Annotated in this window: 16 protein-coding genes; 9 read left to right on the top strand and 7 right to left on the bottom strand. The window is 70.8% G+C overall.

Features of this window, described 5'->3' with window-relative positions; all coding sequences use genetic code 11:
- Both AQJ54_RS45680 and AQJ54_RS19590 read right to left on the bottom strand, forming a co-directional pair.
- Positions 1–1,491 carry a sugar ABC transporter ATP-binding protein gene (locus AQJ54_RS45680; protein ID WP_211278561.1) on the bottom strand — a complete coding sequence of 497 codons (1,491 nt, stop codon included), beginning with the start codon at positions 1,489–1,491 and terminating at the stop codon, positions 1–3.
- 17 nt (positions 1,492–1,508) lie between these two features.
- On the bottom strand, positions 1,509–2,648 hold the full coding sequence (locus AQJ54_RS19590; RefSeq protein WP_062239036.1) for a substrate-binding domain-containing protein: 1,140 nt from the start codon (positions 2,646–2,648) through the stop codon (positions 1,509–1,511).
- A gap of 377 nt (positions 2,649–3,025) precedes the next feature.
- On the opposite strand from AQJ54_RS19590, the gene AQJ54_RS19585 reads away from it, so the two are divergent.
- Genes AQJ54_RS19585 through AQJ54_RS19570 form a run of 4 tightly spaced genes read left to right on the top strand, consistent with a single transcriptional unit; the run spans position 3,026 to position 6,011 of the window.
- Positions 3,026–4,432, top strand: coding sequence for an aromatic ring-hydroxylating oxygenase subunit alpha (locus tag AQJ54_RS19585; RefSeq protein ID WP_063806440.1), 1,407 nt, complete (start codon positions 3,026–3,028; stop codon positions 4,430–4,432).
- Positions 4,417–4,743 carry a 2Fe-2S iron-sulfur cluster-binding protein gene (locus tag AQJ54_RS19580; protein WP_243659399.1) on the top strand — a complete coding sequence of 109 codons (327 nt, stop codon included), beginning with the start codon at positions 4,417–4,419 and terminating at the stop codon, positions 4,741–4,743. Before AQJ54_RS19585 ends, AQJ54_RS19580 begins: the two co-directional genes overlap by 16 nt.
- 6 nt (positions 4,744–4,749) lie before the next feature.
- A complete protein-coding gene (locus AQJ54_RS19575; protein WP_062019548.1) occupies positions 4,750–4,965 on the top strand; it encodes a hypothetical protein in 216 nt (71 codons plus the stop codon).
- Positions 4,962–6,011 (top strand): NADP-dependent oxidoreductase, encoded by a 1,050-nt coding sequence (locus AQJ54_RS19570; protein ID WP_062239016.1) that lies wholly within the window; start codon positions 4,962–4,964, stop codon positions 6,009–6,011. The genes AQJ54_RS19575 and AQJ54_RS19570 overlap by 4 nt, the downstream gene beginning before the upstream one ends.
- Before the next feature lie 56 nt (positions 6,012–6,067).
- On the opposite strand, the gene AQJ54_RS19565 is transcribed toward AQJ54_RS19570, so the two are convergent.
- The 4 genes from AQJ54_RS19565 to AQJ54_RS19550 form a co-directional block, all read right to left on the bottom strand.
- Positions 6,068–6,382: a putative quinol monooxygenase gene (locus AQJ54_RS19565; protein ID WP_062239014.1), complete on the bottom strand. Its 315-nt coding sequence runs from the start codon at positions 6,380–6,382 to the stop codon at positions 6,068–6,070.
- 79 nt (positions 6,383–6,461) lie between these two features.
- Positions 6,462–8,198, bottom strand: a complete 1,737-nt coding sequence (locus AQJ54_RS19560; protein ID WP_062239012.1) for a PEP-utilizing enzyme — start codon at positions 8,196–8,198, stop codon at positions 6,462–6,464.
- Positions 8,199–8,289: 91 nt separating this feature from the next.
- Positions 8,290–9,111 carry an SDR family NAD(P)-dependent oxidoreductase gene (locus AQJ54_RS19555; RefSeq protein WP_248845390.1) on the bottom strand — a complete coding sequence of 274 codons (822 nt, stop codon included), beginning with the start codon at positions 9,109–9,111 and terminating at the stop codon, positions 8,290–8,292.
- Positions 9,108–10,403: an aromatic ring-hydroxylating oxygenase subunit alpha gene (locus AQJ54_RS19550; RefSeq protein WP_062239010.1), complete on the bottom strand. Its 1,296-nt coding sequence runs from the start codon at positions 10,401–10,403 to the stop codon at positions 9,108–9,110. The genes AQJ54_RS19555 and AQJ54_RS19550 overlap by 4 nt, the downstream gene beginning before the upstream one ends.
- Positions 10,404–10,558: 155 nt before the next feature.
- On the opposite strand from AQJ54_RS19550, the gene AQJ54_RS19545 reads away from it, so the two are divergent.
- The 5 genes from AQJ54_RS19545 to AQJ54_RS19525 all read left to right on the top strand — a co-directional run bounded on the left by AQJ54_RS19545 (position 10,559) and on the right by AQJ54_RS19525 (position 15,061).
- The gene (locus AQJ54_RS19545; RefSeq protein ID WP_248845389.1) at positions 10,559–11,014 is read left to right on the top strand and encodes a VOC family protein; all 456 of its coding nucleotides are present in this window, start codon (positions 10,559–10,561) and stop codon (positions 11,012–11,014) included.
- 96 nt (positions 11,015–11,110) lie between these two features.
- Positions 11,111–12,115: a thiamine pyrophosphate-dependent dehydrogenase E1 component subunit alpha gene (locus AQJ54_RS19540; protein WP_062239006.1), complete on the top strand. Its 1,005-nt coding sequence runs from the start codon at positions 11,111–11,113 to the stop codon at positions 12,113–12,115.
- Between the two features lie 5 nt (positions 12,116–12,120).
- Positions 12,121–13,146 carry an alpha-ketoacid dehydrogenase subunit beta gene (locus AQJ54_RS19535; RefSeq protein WP_062239003.1) on the top strand — a complete coding sequence of 342 codons (1,026 nt, stop codon included), beginning with the start codon at positions 12,121–12,123 and terminating at the stop codon, positions 13,144–13,146.
- Between the two features lie 5 nt (positions 13,147–13,151).
- Positions 13,152–14,456, top strand: coding sequence for a dihydrolipoamide acetyltransferase family protein (locus tag AQJ54_RS19530; protein ID WP_062240396.1), 1,305 nt, complete (start codon positions 13,152–13,154; stop codon positions 14,454–14,456).
- Between the two features lie 35 nt (positions 14,457–14,491).
- A complete protein-coding gene (locus AQJ54_RS19525) occupies positions 14,492–15,061 on the top strand; it encodes a hypothetical protein (protein WP_063806447.1) in 570 nt (189 codons plus the stop codon).
- 1 nt (position 15,062) lies between these two features.
- On the opposite strand, the gene AQJ54_RS19520 is transcribed toward AQJ54_RS19525, so the two are convergent.
- Complete coding sequence (locus tag AQJ54_RS19520) at positions 15,063–15,665, bottom strand: TetR/AcrR family transcriptional regulator (RefSeq protein WP_062238999.1); 603 nt, start codon at positions 15,663–15,665, stop codon at positions 15,063–15,065.
- Positions 15,666–15,673 lie beyond the last annotated feature (8 nt).

Raw genomic sequence — 15,673 nt, 5'->3', positions numbered from 1 at the left:
TCACTCGGTTCCTTCCATGGCGTGCACGAGCGTGGACTCGGTGATGTCCGGCCCGCTGAGCTCCCGTGCGATGCGGCCGTCCCGCACCACCAGGACGCGGGTGCACAGGGCGAGGAGGTCCTGGGTGTCGGAGGAGGAGACGAGGACGCCCGTGCCCTGGTCGGCCTGCCGCTCGATCAGGTCGTAGAGCTGGAGGCGGGTGGCGATGTCGACGCCTGCCGTGGGTTCGCACAAGGTCAGCACGGGTGGGCGCTGGGCGAGGCAGCGGGCCATGACGACCTTCTGCTGGTTGCCGCCGCTGAGCGTGGTGATCCTGGCGGTGCGGCCTGCGGTGCGGACGTCGACCCGGTTGATCCAGTCCTCGGTGAGGGTGGCCTCCCGGCGTCTGCGCAGCCGTCCGGAGCGGGTGCGCAGCCGGTCGAGGAGCGGCAGGGTGAGGTTCTCGCCGACCGAGAAGTCGCCGATCACGCCTTCGGCCGCCCGGTCCGCCGGGACCAGGGGGAGGCCCAGGGCGCGGGCGTCACGGGCCTCGGTCCACCGGGTGGAGCGTTCCGTGAGGCGCAGTCTGCCGTTCACCCGACCGGTATGGGCTCCGCAGACCGCGTACGGCACGATCTCGTGGCCGGAGCCGACCAGTCCCGTGACGCCGAGGCGTTCGCCCCGGGCCAGGTCGAAGCCGACTCCGCGCAGCGGCCCGGCCCACAGGTCGCGCACCTCCAGCACGGGATCGCCGGTGGCGGGGGAGGACGGCGGCCGGTGGTCGGTGTCCATCTCCTCGCCCGCCATGAGTGCGGCCAGCGAGCGTGGGGTGAGGTCGGCGACCGGGCGGGTGGCGATCCGGCGTCCGCCGCGGATCACGGTGACCCGGTCGGCGAGCGCGAAGATCTCGTCCATGCGGTGCGAGACGTACAGCACGCCCGCTCCCGCGGCGCGGACCTCGCGCACGATGTCGAAGAGGCGGGCCACCTCGCCCGGAGGCAGCACGGCGGTGGGTTCGTCGAGCACCAGGACGCCGCGGCGGCCCTCCCAGCCCTGGAGCGCGGCGGCGATGGCCACCACCGTGCGCTGGACGGGGGTGGCCGCCGCGAGGGGGCGGCGCACGTCGATGCCGAGACCGAAGCGTTCGACCAGGGCGTGGGTACGCCGTTCCATCTCCGGCCAGTCGATGTTGCCGAAGGCGGTGCGGGCGAAGCCGTGGCGGAGGGCGAGGTTGTCGACGGCGCTCAACTCGCCCACCAGGCCCAGCTCCTGGTGGACGAAGCGCAGGCGGTCGTGGCGGGAGGCCGCCACCTGGCTCAGGTCGAAGGGCTCACCGTCGAGTTCGGCCACCGCGCCCGGCTCCGCGTGGTGGTACCCGGCGAGGATCTTGATGAGGGTGGACTTGCCGGAGCCGTTCGGTCCGATCAGGGCGTGGATCTCGCCGGGCGCCACCTCGAGGTCGACGTCCGTCAGGGCCCGGGTGGCGCCGAATCGCTTGGAAAGGGCTGCCACCCGCAGCAGCGGCCCGGTCAACTCACGCCCCACAGCGCCTTGAACTGGGCCTGGTAGTCCTCGACGATCGGGAAGTCCCCGATGGTCTTGGGCAGGTTGTCCTTGGTGATGAGCATGTTGGGCAGCACCGCCTTCTGGTCCACGTCCATGGACTGACCGGTGAAGTGGCGTGCCAGCGCGTCCACCTGGAGCCAGGAGGTCTCGTGCGAGTTCAGGGCCATCGCGGCGTCGCTGAGCCCGCTCTGGATGTACTGGTAGTTCTGTCCGTCCCCGACGTTCACGGCGAGATGCTTGCCGGTGATGCCGGCCGTCTTGAGCGCGGCCGGGACGCCCACGTTGAGCAGGCCCAGTGAGAAGACGACGTGGGTCACCTTCGGGTGGGAGCGCAGGTACGACACCACCCGGTCCGGCATGTCCTTGCCGATCGCGGTGATCGGGACGTCCACGGTGTCCAGCCCGCATCCCGCGCACCACTGCTTGTACTTGGCGGCGAAGGTGTCCTTGACCGGCTTGAGGATGGTGTAGGCGGGCAGGTCGAAGTAGACGGTGTCGGCCCGGGCGTTGCTGTCGGCGACCACCCAGGAGGCGAGCATCTCGCCTTGGACGGCGACATCTTGGGGCCCGTTCTTGAGCAGGGAGACCCCGTCGCCCACGACGTCGTCGGCGTTCGACTGGAGGACGGGGATGCCCGCCGCCTTGAACTGGGCGAGCTGCTTGGCGTACACGGCGCGCGGGAACCCGGAGGAGACGACGGCGTCGGGCTTGTCGCGCAGCGCCTGTTCGTAGGCGCTCTGGACGGATTCCGGTGTGCCCTGGGTGGCGATCTGGCGGACGTGCCAGCCGAGTTGGTTGGCGGCCGCGGTGAAGAAGTTGGCGAGGTCCTGGCAGGACTGCACGCCGCACAGGATGAAGTCGACGGTCTTGCCCGCGGGGATCTTCCTGCCCACCGGCTGGGTGACCGGGATCCGGTCCGGGTGTGCGGAGTACTTCGCCATGGCCGTGCGGGCGGCGGTCAGGCCGGGGGAGTCCGGAGCCGCCTTGGCGGAGTCGGCGGCCGGTGTCGTCCCGCTGCCGCAGCCCGCAAGGGCGAGCAGGGCGGTGACGGGGACGATCGCGGTCAGGGCGCGGCGGGCCGCGCGACGGGGTCTGGAACTCATCGTTGAGCACTCCCGTGGTGTGTCGCCTGCGTTGTCGCGGCCCGGGGCGTCCCGTGTCCGTGGGGGTGGGTTCCGGTCGGGCGACATGGATGGCGTGTCAGGCGAATGGATGGTGTGTCGCGCCGGGCGGGAACGCCACGGCACCGGGCCGGGACCGGTCGGAGATCGTCCCGGGATCGAGAAACTTTTGAGGCACTACAGCCTCAAGTGGGTCGGAGTGTGACACGGCCGGGCGGCCTTGGGGAGAGGGTCGTCGCAAAAAGTTGGGACTTACCAGCTGGATAAGGGGCCTCACCTGGGAGAGGTCGGCGGGACTGTTGCCCCCAGCCACGACTCGTAACTACACTCCATCTAAAGTTTCTGCCGGAGGAGAGATGATGGACGAAACATCGGAGCCGGCCACCGCCCGCTGCCCGGGCCCCAGCGTCCAGGACTACCTCGGCCAGGACAGCCGCCCCGTACCGGCCGCCCTGAGGTACGAGCACAACGACCACCTCGGCAGCGAGGACATCGACACCGCCCGTTTCACCTCCCGCGAGTGGGCCGAACGCGAGATGCGGCAGGTCTGGCGGCGCGTGTGGCAGTTCGCCTGCCTGGAGAGCGAGATCCCCGAGGTCGGCGACCACGAGATCTACGAGATCGGTGACGACTCCCTGATCGTCGTACGCACCGCCCCCGAGGAGATCCGCGCCTTCGTCAACGTCTGCCTGCACCGCGGACGCAAACTGCGCACCGGAGGCGGCAACGTCAGCGAGTTCCGCTGCTCGTTCCACGGTTTCGCCTGGAACCTCGACGGCACCATGCAGAGCCCGCCCTGCGCCTGGGACTTCCCGCACGTCGTCCCGGAGAAGTTCGCCCTGCCCGAGGCCCAGGTGGCCACCTGGCGCGGCTTCGTGTTCATCAACATGGACCCGTACGCCGAATCCTTCGACAGCTACCGCGGCACCTTCGACGACTACTACATCTGGCCGCTGGAGGACCGCTACAAGTCCCTGCACATCGCCAAGGTGCTGCCCTGCAACTGGAAGGTCGCCCAGGACGCGTTCATCGAGTCCTTCCACGTGATCGCCACCCACCCGCAGATGCTGCCGTGGCTCGCCGACGCCAACTCGCAGTACGACGTCATGGCGGACCAGCCGCACTGGAACCGGATGATCAACATCCAGGGCGCGCCCAGCCCGCACGTGGCCGACTCCGTGACGGAGGAGGACGTCCTGGAGACCTTCTACGACTCGCGCGCCTTCTACGCCGCCGCGCAGGGCCGTGACCTCGTCATGCAGGAGGGCGACGAACTCCCCGCGATCCCGCCCGGCGGCACCGCCCGCCAGGTCCTCGCCGAGCGCATGCGCGCCCAGCTCGCGGCCACCTCGGCGCAGGACTTCTCCCAGACCCCGGACACCGAACTGCTGGACGCCATCAACTACTTGCTGTTCCCGAACTTCAACCCCTGGGGCGGCGCGAAGTCCAACATCATCTACCGGTTCCGGCCCCACGGCCTGGACCCCGACTCCTGCACCGCCGAGATCATCTTCATGTCGTCCCCGAAGCAGCCCGGCGAGAAGCCCGCTCCCGCGAGGATCCGCTGGGTGCCCGAGGACATGCTCTTCGCCGACATCCCCGAACTGGGCGTGCTCGGGCCCGTCTTCGACCAGGACTGCGAGAACCTCCCCTACGTCCAGCAGGGCCTGAAGGCGATGCGCAAGCCGGGCATCACCCTGGCCAACTACCAGGAGAGCCGCATCCGCCACTTCAACCGGACGCTCGACCAGTGGATGGAGAAGTGACCCACCGGGTGGCGGTCAGACCCTCCGGCATCGAGCTCGACGTCCTCGACGGAGAGGACCTGTTCACCGCCGCCCAGCGCCTCGGCTACCGCTGGCCCACCGTGTGCGGCGGCCAGGGCACCTGCCGTACCTGCTTCGTCCAGGTCGACGAGGGCGCCGAGAACTGCTCCCCCGTGGGCCCGCTGGAACGCGAGGGCATCGAAGCCCTGCGCAGGCCGGTGGACGGCCTGACCCGGCTCGCCTGCCGGCTCCGGGTCGAGGGCCCGGTGACCGTGACCAAGCGCGGCGTGCGCCGCCGAGTGCAGGAGTGAGGCCCCATGTCCAAGCAAGTGATCCACCCCCTGACCGGGCACGTGTACCGGCTCACCGAGGACGGCCTGGTCGAGGTGACCGACCCCGCGACCGGCGCACGGGGCCTCTTCGACTTCCAGGCCCGCTGGCAGTCCGGCGAACTGCGGCACGCCGACCTCCAGATGGCCGGCTGGGTGGGACGCCTCGCCCGGCGCCGTACGCCCCCGCAGCCGGAGCGGTGACCACCGTGACGCCCCGCAGCACCCGGGTGGTCACGCTGGTGCGCCGCCCCGACGGGGAACCGCGCACCAGCGACTTCGCCGTCGAGGAGCGCCCGCTCCCGTCCCTGGCAGAGGGCCAACTTCTCGTCCGCAACCTCTACATGAGCGTCGACCCGTCGATGCGCGGGCGCCTGGAGAGCACCGAGAAGCACTACACGCACAACTTCACCCCGGGCTCGCCCCTCGACGGCCGCGCCCTGGGTGTGGTGGAGGAGAGCCGCTGCGCCTCGGTCCCGCCGGGCTCGTACGTACGCCATCAACTCGGCTGGCGGGAGCGGGCCGTGCTGGACGCGGCGGACACCGACGGCGCCGACCGCATCGACCCCCGGCTCGCCCCGCTGCCCACCTGGCTGGGTCTGCTCGGCCAGACCGGGTTCACCGCCTACGTGGGCCTGACCCGCATCGCGACGCTGCGTCCCGGGGACACCGTCTTCGTCTCGGCGGCGGCCGGGGCCGTCGGCACCGCCGCAGGACAGTTCGCGCGCCTGCTGGGCGCGGACCGCGTGGTCGGGACCGCCGGCGGCCCGGACAAGTGCGCCCTGCTGGTCAAGGAGTTCGGCTACGACGCCGCAGCCGACCACCGGGCCGAGCCGGTCCGGGACGCACTGGCCCGGATCGCGCCCGACGGCATCGACGTCTACTTCGACAACGTCGGCGGCGAGCAGCTCGCCGCCGCCCTGCACGCACTGCGCACCGGTGGCCGGGTCGCCCTGTGCGGGATGATGTCGCAGTTCGGCGGCGACCGGCGGACCGAGGGCCGGCGGACCGTGGACATCAACCATCTGATCCAGGCCGTCCTCAAGCGTCTGACCCTGTGCGGCTTCATCGTCCGCGACCACGACGACCTGCGCCCCGAGTTCGAGCACCGGGTCGCCGGCTGGCTCGCCGAAGGCCGCGTCACCGCACGCGAGACGGTCGTGGAGGGCCTGGAGAACGCCGCGGGGGCGCTGTTGTCGCTGCTGAGCGGCGGCAACGTCGGCAAGATGCTGGTGCGGTTGGACGACTGAGGCAGCGACGGCAGAAGCGGCGCCCCCTGGCGGGGGCGCCGCTTTCTCACTGCGCGTCAGCGCAGGGGGCGGGAGGCGGCGACGGAGTGTGCCGTCAACGACACCCCGACCCGGGTCAGCCCCGCCACGGCCGCCCGGAAGTCCTTGATGTGCGGGGTGGCGAAGTGCTCGTCGAGGGCCTGCTGGGAGGTCCAGTGCTCGTACACCCGGATCCGCCGCTCGTCGTCCGGATCGGCGGTCATGGCGTAGTCCAGGCAGCCGGGCTCGGCCGCACGGGTCTGCCGGCCCAGCTCGGCGAGCGCCTTGAGCATCGTGGCGCGGTCGCCGGGCTCGTAGTCCATCCAGCCGGCGACGATGATTTCCTCGGCCATGCCAGTCACACGTGTCCTCTCGCGGTCATGACCGCGGACCCGCCACCGATGGGGAGACGGTGACGGGCCCGCGGCGTACTCAACTGCCGAGCGGTGCCGGGACGCTGTCCACGGTGACCGTGCCCCGCTCGCCGTCGACCGTGATCACCATGCCGTCCCGCAGCCGCCGTGTCCCGCCCTCGACGGAGATCACCGCCGGGATGCCCAGTTCACGGCAGACCACCACGGCGTGGCTGTTGAGCGCGCCCACGTCCACGACGGCCGCCCCGGCGACCAGGAACAGCGGGGTCCAGGCCGCGTCGGTGATCGGTGCGACCAGCACCTCGCCCGGCTCCAGCGCCTCGCAGGAGGCCGGGTCGGTGACCACCCGCACGGTGCCGGTGTAGGTGCCGTGGCTGCCGCCCACCCCGGAGAGCACATCGCCCTCGACGGCGGCCGGGGTGCGCTCCTCGGCGCGGCGCGGCCAGCCGTCGATCTCGGTCTGCGCGTCGGCGGCCACGAAGAACGGCGGCTCAAGCTCGTGCAGGCCCGCGTACTCCTCCAGCCGTTGCGCGATCACCGGGCCGAAGGACTCCGGGGCGCCGACATAGTCGTCGAGCTCGGTGTCCAGCAGCATCATCACGTCCTCGGGCCGGGCGAACACTCCCGCCTCGACTCCGCGCCGGCCCAGCTCCCGTATCGCCATGCGGATCTCGTTGACGACGGTGACGCAGTTCGCCTTGGTGCGCTCGCGGGCCGGGATCCACACCTGGGAGGCGTGCAGACCCGCGTCGAACAAGGGCTGCGTCTCCTCCGGAAGCAGGGCCCTGATCTCCCGTGCCGTCCGCTCGCGCCCCTCGGTCAGACGCGTGCGGCGGGCGGCGGGGGAGTCGTCGTCGGGGCTGTGCCGGATCCGGTCGACCAGGGCCAGCGCCTGGACGGGGGCCGCCTCCCAGGACAGGGCGTGGATGTCCCACTCGTTGGGGCCGCGGTCGCCGGACTCGGCGAGGAACTCCTCGAAGGAGTCCCGGAACGCTTTCACATCACCGGTAGCGGCGTCGAGCGCCTGCTCCACCGCGGCCGGACCCCGGTCGAAGAGCGCGCTCAGCTCGGCCGAGGCCGCCACCTGACGGGACAGCGTCCACAGTCCGGTCGACGGGGAGGCGGAGTCGACGTCGCCCAGACCGCCGATCAGGTCGAGCATCGCGCCGGGTCGCTCCACGCTCGCACAGAGCGGGCCGAGGATCGCCGGCCCGACGGAGGCGGGGAGCGACGACTCCACGTGCCGCTGGAAGGTCGTCTCCACCTCGTCGAGCAACGACCGTGCGTGCGCCACCAGTTCGGCGTCGGACAGGGCGCTCAGGTCGGGGCGCGCACGGCGCAGGGCGCGCAGCCGGTCACGGTCGGCGTCGGCCTCCGGGAAGCCGGACTGGCCGAGCATCCGCTGGAGTGTGGCGCCCGCCTTGGCGGTCAGCTCCTCGTCCTGGTCGTCCGGGTGCGCCACGTACACCGGGGTGTCGGAGCGCTGGCCGACGAAGGCCGCGTCGATCTGGTCGGCGGTCTGGCCCATCCGGATGCCGAACAGCCGCATGTGGGACAGGTTCAGATAGAAGTGCCCGCCGAACATCCCGACGAACGGCGGCCGGGGCCCGGCCACTTCCTCCTCGCGGTAGATGCCGAACCCGACGAAGCCGTTGCGCCAGCCTTGCAGGCCCCGCCCCCAGACCAGGGTCCAGCCCAGCGGGCTGGCCGGGTCCGGGAGGGTCTCGCCCGCGTTGGCCCGGGTGTAGTGCGGCAGCCGCTCACTGCGCTGCCAGTCCGTGATCCAGCTCTTCATGCCCGAGATCTCCCGCTGTCCGTACCCGCGCCTGCCCGTGCCCGTCCCGCGTCTGCCGCTGCGCGTGCGCCCACCACTGCTGCGCGTGCGTCTACCACTGCGCTGTTCCGCCGTCGACGCTGATCAGCGTGCCGGTGATACCCGCCCCCGCGTCGCTCGCGAGCAGGGAGGCGACCGCCGCGATCTGCTCCACAGTGGTGATCTGCTTGGTGGCGGCGTGCTCGGCGAACCGGCCCAGCCACTCCTCGTACGAGATGCCCTCGGCCTCCGCCGCGGCGGGACCCGCGGCCCGCATGAGGTCGGTGTCGACGGCGCCGGGGCAGATGGCGTTGCAGGTGATGCCCTGGGTGCCGTACTCGAAGGCGGTCGCCTTGGTCAGTCCGTGGATGGCGTGCTTGTTGGTGATGTAGTGGCTGATCGCGGGCTTGTTGGCCTGCTTGCCCTCCACCGACGAGATGTTGATGATGCGGCCCCAGCCGCCGTCCAGCATCTTCGGCAGTGCCCGGCGGGTGCCGTAGAAGTAGTTGTTGACGTTCAGGTCGAGGGCCGCGTGCCAGGCCTCGTCGCTGAGCTGGTGGATCGGTGCGAAGCCGGAGCTGCCGCCGGCGTTGTTGACCCAGATGTCGAGCCGGCCGAAGCGCTCGGCGGCGAAGTCGGCGAGGGCCTCGATGTCCTCCTGGCGGCCCGCGTCGCAGGGGTGGAAGACGGCCCGGTCCCCGGCGTCCATCTCCTCCAGGGCCTGCTTGCCCTTGATCTCGCTGCGGCCGCTGACGACGACCGTGGCGCCGTCGGCCAGGAAGGCCTCGGCGATGGCGCGGCCGATGCTGCGCGTGCTGCCCGTGATCACCGCGACACGTCCGTCGAGGCTGCCCGTAGCCACCATGGTGTTCTCCGAGTGTGGTTGGTAGGTCACCTGGCGGCTCTGTGGGCTGTGTCCAGGTGCTGGTGAATGGTGCGGTGGAAGTGCTGGAGTCCGGGTTCGTTGCGTCCGAAGACGAAGTCGGTCCCGGCGAGGGCCTCGAGGCCCTGCTGGACTCCGTAGGTGGTCGCGTAGTCCTCGTCGCGGACCACCTCGTGGAACCACTCGCCGAACCGGTCGGCGGCCTGGCGTTCCTCGTCGGTGACGGCCGGGTCGCGCAGCAGGATGATCTGCTGGGTCACCGACTCGGTCGCCGTGCGGGGCAGGACCAGGGAGACCGCGATCTTCTGACGCCAGCCGCCGGCGATCGCGAGGCCCGGGAAGAGCCAGTAGATGGGCCCGACGCACTCCCCGGGATCGCGCTGCTCCGGCGGCAGTTCGACCGCCCGCGCGATGGGGCGCAGGGCCGGTGCGATGCGCTGGTGGGGGCCCCAGGTGTCGTGGGCCATCATGTTCGACAGGTTCGTCTCGAACACCGTCTTGGGGTGCAGCGAGGCGAAGTGGTAGGTCTCCAGGTACCCGTCGAGGGTGACCTTCCAGTTGGGGCTGGTCAGCTCGCTGGTGGAGTAGTGGTGGCACTCCGCGAGGCGCATGCCCGCAAGGAGGGGCTGGAGGTCCCCGAGCCAGGCGTCGAGGTCGGGTTCGGCCGCCGGGTCGAGGGAGACGAAGACGATTCCGGCGCGCTCCCCGGCCGGGAGCCGGACGAGACTGCGGCCCTCGCGGGGAACCTCGCCGAAGGTCTTCTCGGCGTACACCCCGCGCAACTGCCCGGCCAGGTCGTACGACCAGGAGTGGTAGGGGCAGGTGAGCCGCTTCTGCACCCCGCAGCCGGGTTCGAGGAGCTTGGCCCCGCGGTGCCGGCACGCGTTGATCATCGCGTGTATCGCGCCCTGCCGGTCACGGGTGATCAGCACGGGGATGCCGAGCACGTCGATCGCCTTGTAGGTGTTCGGGCCGGGAAGCTCGCTGGACATGGCGAGCGGCAGCGGGACGCTGCGGTGGACCGCGTCCGTCTCGCGCCGCCAGCGGTCGGCGTCGAGGTAGTTGGAGACCGGTTCCGTCCACTGCTCCTGGGCCTCGTGCGTGGTGTTGTCGCGGTAGTGCGCCATCACCCGCTCGACGAGTTCGGCCGCCTCCCGGCGCATCGTCACGGCGGCCGGGTCGGTGGACCGGTCCTGGCTGATCCACGACGCGTATTCGGGGGTCGGGGGAGCCGGCGGGGCCGAGGCCGGGGAGCCGCGCCCTTCGGCTGTCTCCCGGATCTCCGGCGAACTGGTCTGGACCACGATGTCCTCACAATCCTCCCAGCCGCGAGCCGGTGACCGGCCTCGTGACGCAACAGCTGGGCTGTGTCCGAAACTGCAACAGGACTTAGTGTGGTCTGTCAATAGAAAGTGTCGAAGTTGCCGCTCGGTGTCCCGTGGGGGTGGGTGGGATGGTCATGACCCTGCCGTTCGAGGTGGGTGTGGTGGTGCGCGACCTCGCGTCGATGGAGCGCTTCTACTGCGAGGTGATCGGCTGTCGCCCCGAGCGCCGCTCGCGTGTGCCGGAGTCCGTGGGCGGCCCCGCGGGGCTCGGCGGCGAGCTGGAGGTGGTCTGGCTCGGGGTGCCTTCCGGAGGGCGCGTCAAGTTGATCCGTCCCCGGTCGGCGCCGGTGGAGGTGCCTGCGGCGGCCTGGTCGGCGGGGCGTCCGGGACTGTCGTATCTCACCTTCCATGTCGACGACACGGACCCGGTGGTGGCACGGCTGACGGCCGCTGGCGCCCGGCCCCTCTCGGACCCCGTCGTGGTACCCGCGCACGGCCGCCGGATCAGCTTCTGGGCCGATCCGGAGGGCAACGTCGTGGAGTTGGTGGACCGGCGGGGAGGCCGACCGCGGCAGGGGCATAGTAATTAGAGACCCTCTTCAGTAAGGTGCCCCCAGCCGGTTACTGTAGACCGGCACAAGTAAGTCCGATCGCTTGGCAACCTCCCTCGGACGAAGGGGCGGACGATGGCTCAACGAGCGTCGACGGCATCGAAGAAATCCGCGCAGGTCAGTGCACAGGTCGTCAAAGACCTGCACGAACGCATGGTGCGTATCCGGCTGTTCGAGACCGTGGCGGGAAAGCTCATGGAGGCGGGCAAGCTGCCCGGCTTCCTGCACCTGTACGTCGGCCAGGAAGCCGTCGCCGCCGGCGTCATGGCGGCCCTGCGCGACGACGACCAGATCACCTCCACCCACCGCGGCCACGGACACGCCGTGGCCAAGGGCGTCGGCTTCCGCGAGATGTACGCCGAGCTGTACGGCAGGGTCACCGGCGCCTGCCTCGGCCGCGGCGGCAGCATGCACATCAACGACCTCAGCCGCGGCATGCTCGGCGCCAACGGCATCGTCGGAGCCGGTGTCCCGATCGCCGTGGGCGCCGCCTTCGCCGCCCGCTACAAGGGCCGGGACAGCGTCGCCGTCACCTTCTTCGGCGACGGCGCCACCAACATCGGCGCCTTCCACGAGGGCGCCAACATGGCCGCGATCCTCGGCCTGCCGGTCGTCTTCATCTGCGAGAACAACGGCTACGCGGAGTTCACCCCGCAGTCCGGGCACATGCTGCTCACCGACGTCGCCGACCGGGCCACCGCCTACGGCATGCCCAGCGTGATCGTCGACGGCATGGACGCGGTCGCCGTCCATCGTGCCGCAGCCGAGGCCGTCGCCCGGGCCCGGGCCGGCGCGGGCCCCATGATGATCGAGGCCAAGACCTACCGCTTCTTCGACCACCAGGGCGTCAAGGGCCTGCGCCACCCCTACCGCTCGGACGAGGAGGTCGCCGAGTGGAAGTCCCGCGACCCCATCGACCTCATCGAGACCCGGGCCCTCGCCGACGGCACCGCGACCCGCGCCGACCTCGACGACGTATGGCAGCGCACCCGCGAGGAGATCGCCGAGGCCATCGCGTACGCCGAGGCGAGCCCGCTGCCCGACCCGGCCGACCTGCTGCTGAACGTCTACTCGGGATGAGCGCCATGACCACGATCACCGAAGCACCGGCCGTCGCCCCGAACGCCGGGGCCCGCAAGCTCACCTACGTCAAGGCCTTCAACGAAGGACTCGCACAGGCCATGCGCGAGGACGAGAACGTCTTCGTCGCCGGCGAGGACGTGGCCGGATACGGCGGCGTCTTCCGCATGTTCGACAACCTGCTCGACGAGTTCGGGCCCCGCCGCATGATCGACACCCCGATCTCCGAGGCCGCCCTGGTCGGCCTCGGCGTGGGAGCCGCCGCCCAGGGACTGCGCCCGGTCGTCGACCTGATGTTCATGGACTTCATCGGCGTCTGCCTCGACCAGATCGTCAACCAGGCCGCGAAGATGAAGTACATGTTCGGCGGCGCCCTGTCGGTGCCGCTCACCATCACCACCGCCTCCGGAGCGGGCCTCGGCGCCGCCGCCCAGCACAGCCAGAGCCTGGAGGCGTGGCTCGCCCACGTGCCCGGCCTCAAGGTGGTCATGCCGTGCGACGCCTACACCGCCAAGGGCCTGACCGTCTCGGCCATCCGGGACGACAACCCGGTCGTCGTCATGCTCAACAAGGTCCTGCTCGGCAGCACCGGCGAGGTGCCCGAGGAGATCTACGGCATCCCGCTGGGCCAGGCGCACACCGCACGCCATGGCTCCGACGTCACCGTCATCGCACTGGGCCGCATGGTCGGCGAGGCGCTCGCGGCGGCCGACGAACTCGCCGCCGAGGGCGTGGAGATCGAGGTCATCGACCCACGCACCGTGCAACCGCTGGACACCGAGACCATGTTCGCGTCCGTGCGCCGCACCAACCGGGTGCTCGTGGTGCACGAGGCCGTCACCTTCGGCGGGCTCGGCGCGGAGATCGCCGCCCAGATCCAGGACGTCGTCTTCGACTACCTGGACGCGCCGGTCCTGCGGATCGGCGCCCCCTTCTCACCCGTGCCCTTCTCGCCGGTCCTGGAGAAGGCGTACGTGCCCGATCGCGCCCGGATCGCCCAGGGCTGCCGGCGCCTGCTCGAAAGGTCGTGACCGACGTGGCGGTCGAGGTTCTGCTGCCGAAGATCGGCCTGACCATGCAGGAAGGCACGATCGACGAATGGCTGGTGCCCACGGGCGCCGTTGTCACGGAAGGCGAGGCGCTGCTGCGGCTGGCCACCGACAAGGTCGACGTGGACGTCGAGGCGGAGGCCGGGGGGCTGTTCCATCCGGTGGTCCCGGCGGGCACGACCGTCCCCGCCGGGGCCCTGATCGGATGGCTGCTGGCGGAGGGTGAGCGGCCACCGGAAGGCGCGGGCGAGCCTGCGGGTGCCGTCACCAGCACGACCACCGTTGCCCCGCCGGTCGACCGTGTCGGGGACCGCCTGCTGTCCTCCCCGAACGCCCGGCGGGTCGCCGCGGCAGCCGACGTCGACCTCACCGTCATGCGCGGCACCGGGCCCGGCGGCCGGATCGTCTCCGAGGACGTGGAGGACCACATCGCGGCACTCGCCGCCCCGGCCGGCCGCGCCTCCTCGCCACTGGTCCGCAAGCTCGCCAAGGAACGGGGCATCGACCTCTCCGAGGTGAACGGCACGGGGCCGGGCGGCCGTATCCGCAGGGCGGACCTCGACGCAGCCCTGCCGGTACCCGAGACCACCGCTCCCGCGCGCTCCACCGAGGTCATCCCCCTAACCGGGATGCGCGGCACCATCGCCCGCCGGATGCACGCCAGCCTCCAGGAGATGGCCCAGCTGACCCACGGCTACGAGGTGCGGATGGACGCCGTGGTGTCCCTGCGGGACCGGCTCAAGGAGGAGTGGGCCGGCAGCGACCTGCCGGTGCCCAGCATCAACGACTTCCTCCTGAAGGCAGCCGCTCTGGCCCTGCGCGAGCACCCGCTGCTCAACGCCACGGTCCGCGAGGACGGCATCCACCTGCTCGACGACATCCACCTGGGCTTCGCGGTGGCCGTACCGGGCGGCCTCATGGTTCCCGTGATCGAGGACGCGGCGGAGCTGTCGCTGACCGGGATCGCTGAGCGGACGAGGGCCCTGGCCGAGGCCGCGCGCGAGGGGCGGATCTCCCCGGCGCAACTGGAGGGGGCTACATTCACCGTCACCTCGCTCGGCGGGTACGGCGTCGACTTCTTCACGCCCGTGATCAACCCCGGCAATGTGGCGATCCTCGGGGTGGGCAGACTCAGGGACGGCGTCGAGTGGACCGACGACAGACCGCTGCGAACACGTGTCCTCACCCTGAGCCTCACCTTCGACCACCGTGCCGTCGACGGCGCCCCGGCCGCCGAATACCTGCGCACGCTGAGCGAGTTGCTGAGCAGGCCGCTTCGTCTGCTGGTGTGAGCCTGTGCATCCGGTGCACGTCCTACGCTTCCGGGATGAGCAACTCCGCTGCCGCTGCTGTCCTCACCACCGCCGACCTACCGGAAGCGATACGTGCCGTACGAACCTTGCTGGACATTGCGGACACCGACCCCGCAGAGGTCGACTTCGAAGCCGTGATCAGATCCCAGGAGGTCCTGGAACGTGTACGCCACGCACTGCCCGACCTCGTATGGTGGGCGTCGGCCGGCGAGGAAGAGGGTTCGTCAAAAGCCGGCGACGACCCAGCCGGGTGTCTGCCTATCCAGGTGTTCGACTGGTCCCGCCCGCTGGACCGCGCCGAACCCTTCATCGCGGCTCTGGGCCCGGATCCCGCCGCTGTTCGGTGGGATCTGTATGCATGGCCCGCGGTTCCCGAAGCGGGACTGGAAGCGATCTCGCAGAAGTACGCGTATCTCACGTTGACGGTGAATTCCCGGGACCTCTACCAGGAGGAGCGGTCGCAGGACCACACGATCTACGTGCACGTCCCCAACCCGCCCGGCGACCGGATCGATCGGATCCATTGGCTTGCCGATCAGGTAGGTGGCCGATTCACCGGGAGGGTGGAGGTGGCGCCTCTCTAGCTCAGCGACCGGACGTGATCCGCTCCGCGAGTTCGCCGACCTCGCGGACGAAGGAGCGGTGGCCCAGTGAGCGGTACACGTCGTCGCCCCGGACCTGCGAGATCGCCGCGGTCTCCAGCAGCGCCAGCAGGCCGAGGCCGATCACCGCCGCCTCGGCGTCGGAGACGGACCCCCGCGCCTTGCGGATCAATCGCACCAGCTCGTCCAGGACCTCCGTACGGCTCTCCTGGCGCAGTGCCTCCGCGTCCTGGCTCATGCCGGCCGACGACACGAAGAACACGGTGGCTGCGGAGCGGTGCTCGCCCATCCAGGCCAGCAGGGCGGTCACCGACGCGCCGATGTCCGAGCCGGGATCATGGGCCTCGGTGATCTCCCGCAACTGCTCGCGCAGCGCCGCGGCGAACGCCCGCATGGTCTCCGCCAGGACCTGGTCCTTGGAGGAGAAGTGGTAGTACACCGCCGCCGACGTCATCTCGGCCCGAGCGGCGATGTCGGCCACCGTCACCTCGTCCGGCGGCTGGGTGGCGAACAGCTCCGTGGCCGCCTCGATCACCCACTGCTTGCGCGAGGGTCGGTGAGCGGCGCGGGTTCCGGATGTCGTCATGATGTCAA

The organism is Streptomyces griseorubiginosus (genome assembly GCF_001514195.1).
Classification (GTDB): Bacteria; Actinomycetota; Actinomycetes; order Streptomycetales; family Streptomycetaceae; genus Streptomyces; species Streptomyces griseorubiginosus.
The sequence above is the reverse complement of the archived record's forward strand: the minus strand, read 5'-3'. Positions and strand labels throughout refer to the sequence as shown.

Excerpts from the sequence above, each read along its gene's own strand:
- AQJ54_RS19590 (WP_062239036.1), bottom strand. The coding sequence starts at position 2,648 with ATGAGTTCCAGACCCCGTCGCGCGGCCCGCCGCGCCCTGACCGCGATC.
- AQJ54_RS19585 (WP_063806440.1), top strand. The coding sequence starts at position 3,026 with ATGGACGAAACATCGGAGCCGGCCACCGCCCGCTGCCCGGGCCCCAGC.
- AQJ54_RS19575 (WP_062019548.1), top strand. The coding sequence starts at position 4,750 with ATGTCCAAGCAAGTGATCCACCCCCTGACCGGGCACGTGTACCGGCTC.
- AQJ54_RS19565 (WP_062239014.1), bottom strand. The coding sequence starts at position 6,382 with ATGGCCGAGGAAATCATCGTCGCCGGCTGGATGGACTACGAGCCCGGC.
- AQJ54_RS19560 (WP_062239012.1), bottom strand. The coding sequence starts at position 8,198 with ATGAAGAGCTGGATCACGGACTGGCAGCGCAGTGAGCGGCTGCCGCAC.
- AQJ54_RS19545 (WP_248845389.1), top strand. The coding sequence starts at position 10,559 with ATGACCCTGCCGTTCGAGGTGGGTGTGGTGGTGCGCGACCTCGCGTCG.
- AQJ54_RS19540 (WP_062239006.1), top strand. The coding sequence starts at position 11,111 with ATGGCTCAACGAGCGTCGACGGCATCGAAGAAATCCGCGCAGGTCAGT.
- AQJ54_RS19535 (WP_062239003.1), top strand. The coding sequence starts at position 12,121 with ATGACCACGATCACCGAAGCACCGGCCGTCGCCCCGAACGCCGGGGCC.
- AQJ54_RS19525 (WP_063806447.1), top strand. The coding sequence starts at position 14,492 with ATGAGCAACTCCGCTGCCGCTGCTGTCCTCACCACCGCCGACCTACCG.
- AQJ54_RS19520 (WP_062238999.1), bottom strand. The coding sequence starts at position 15,665 with ATGACGACATCCGGAACCCGCGCCGCTCACCGACCCTCGCGCAAGCAG.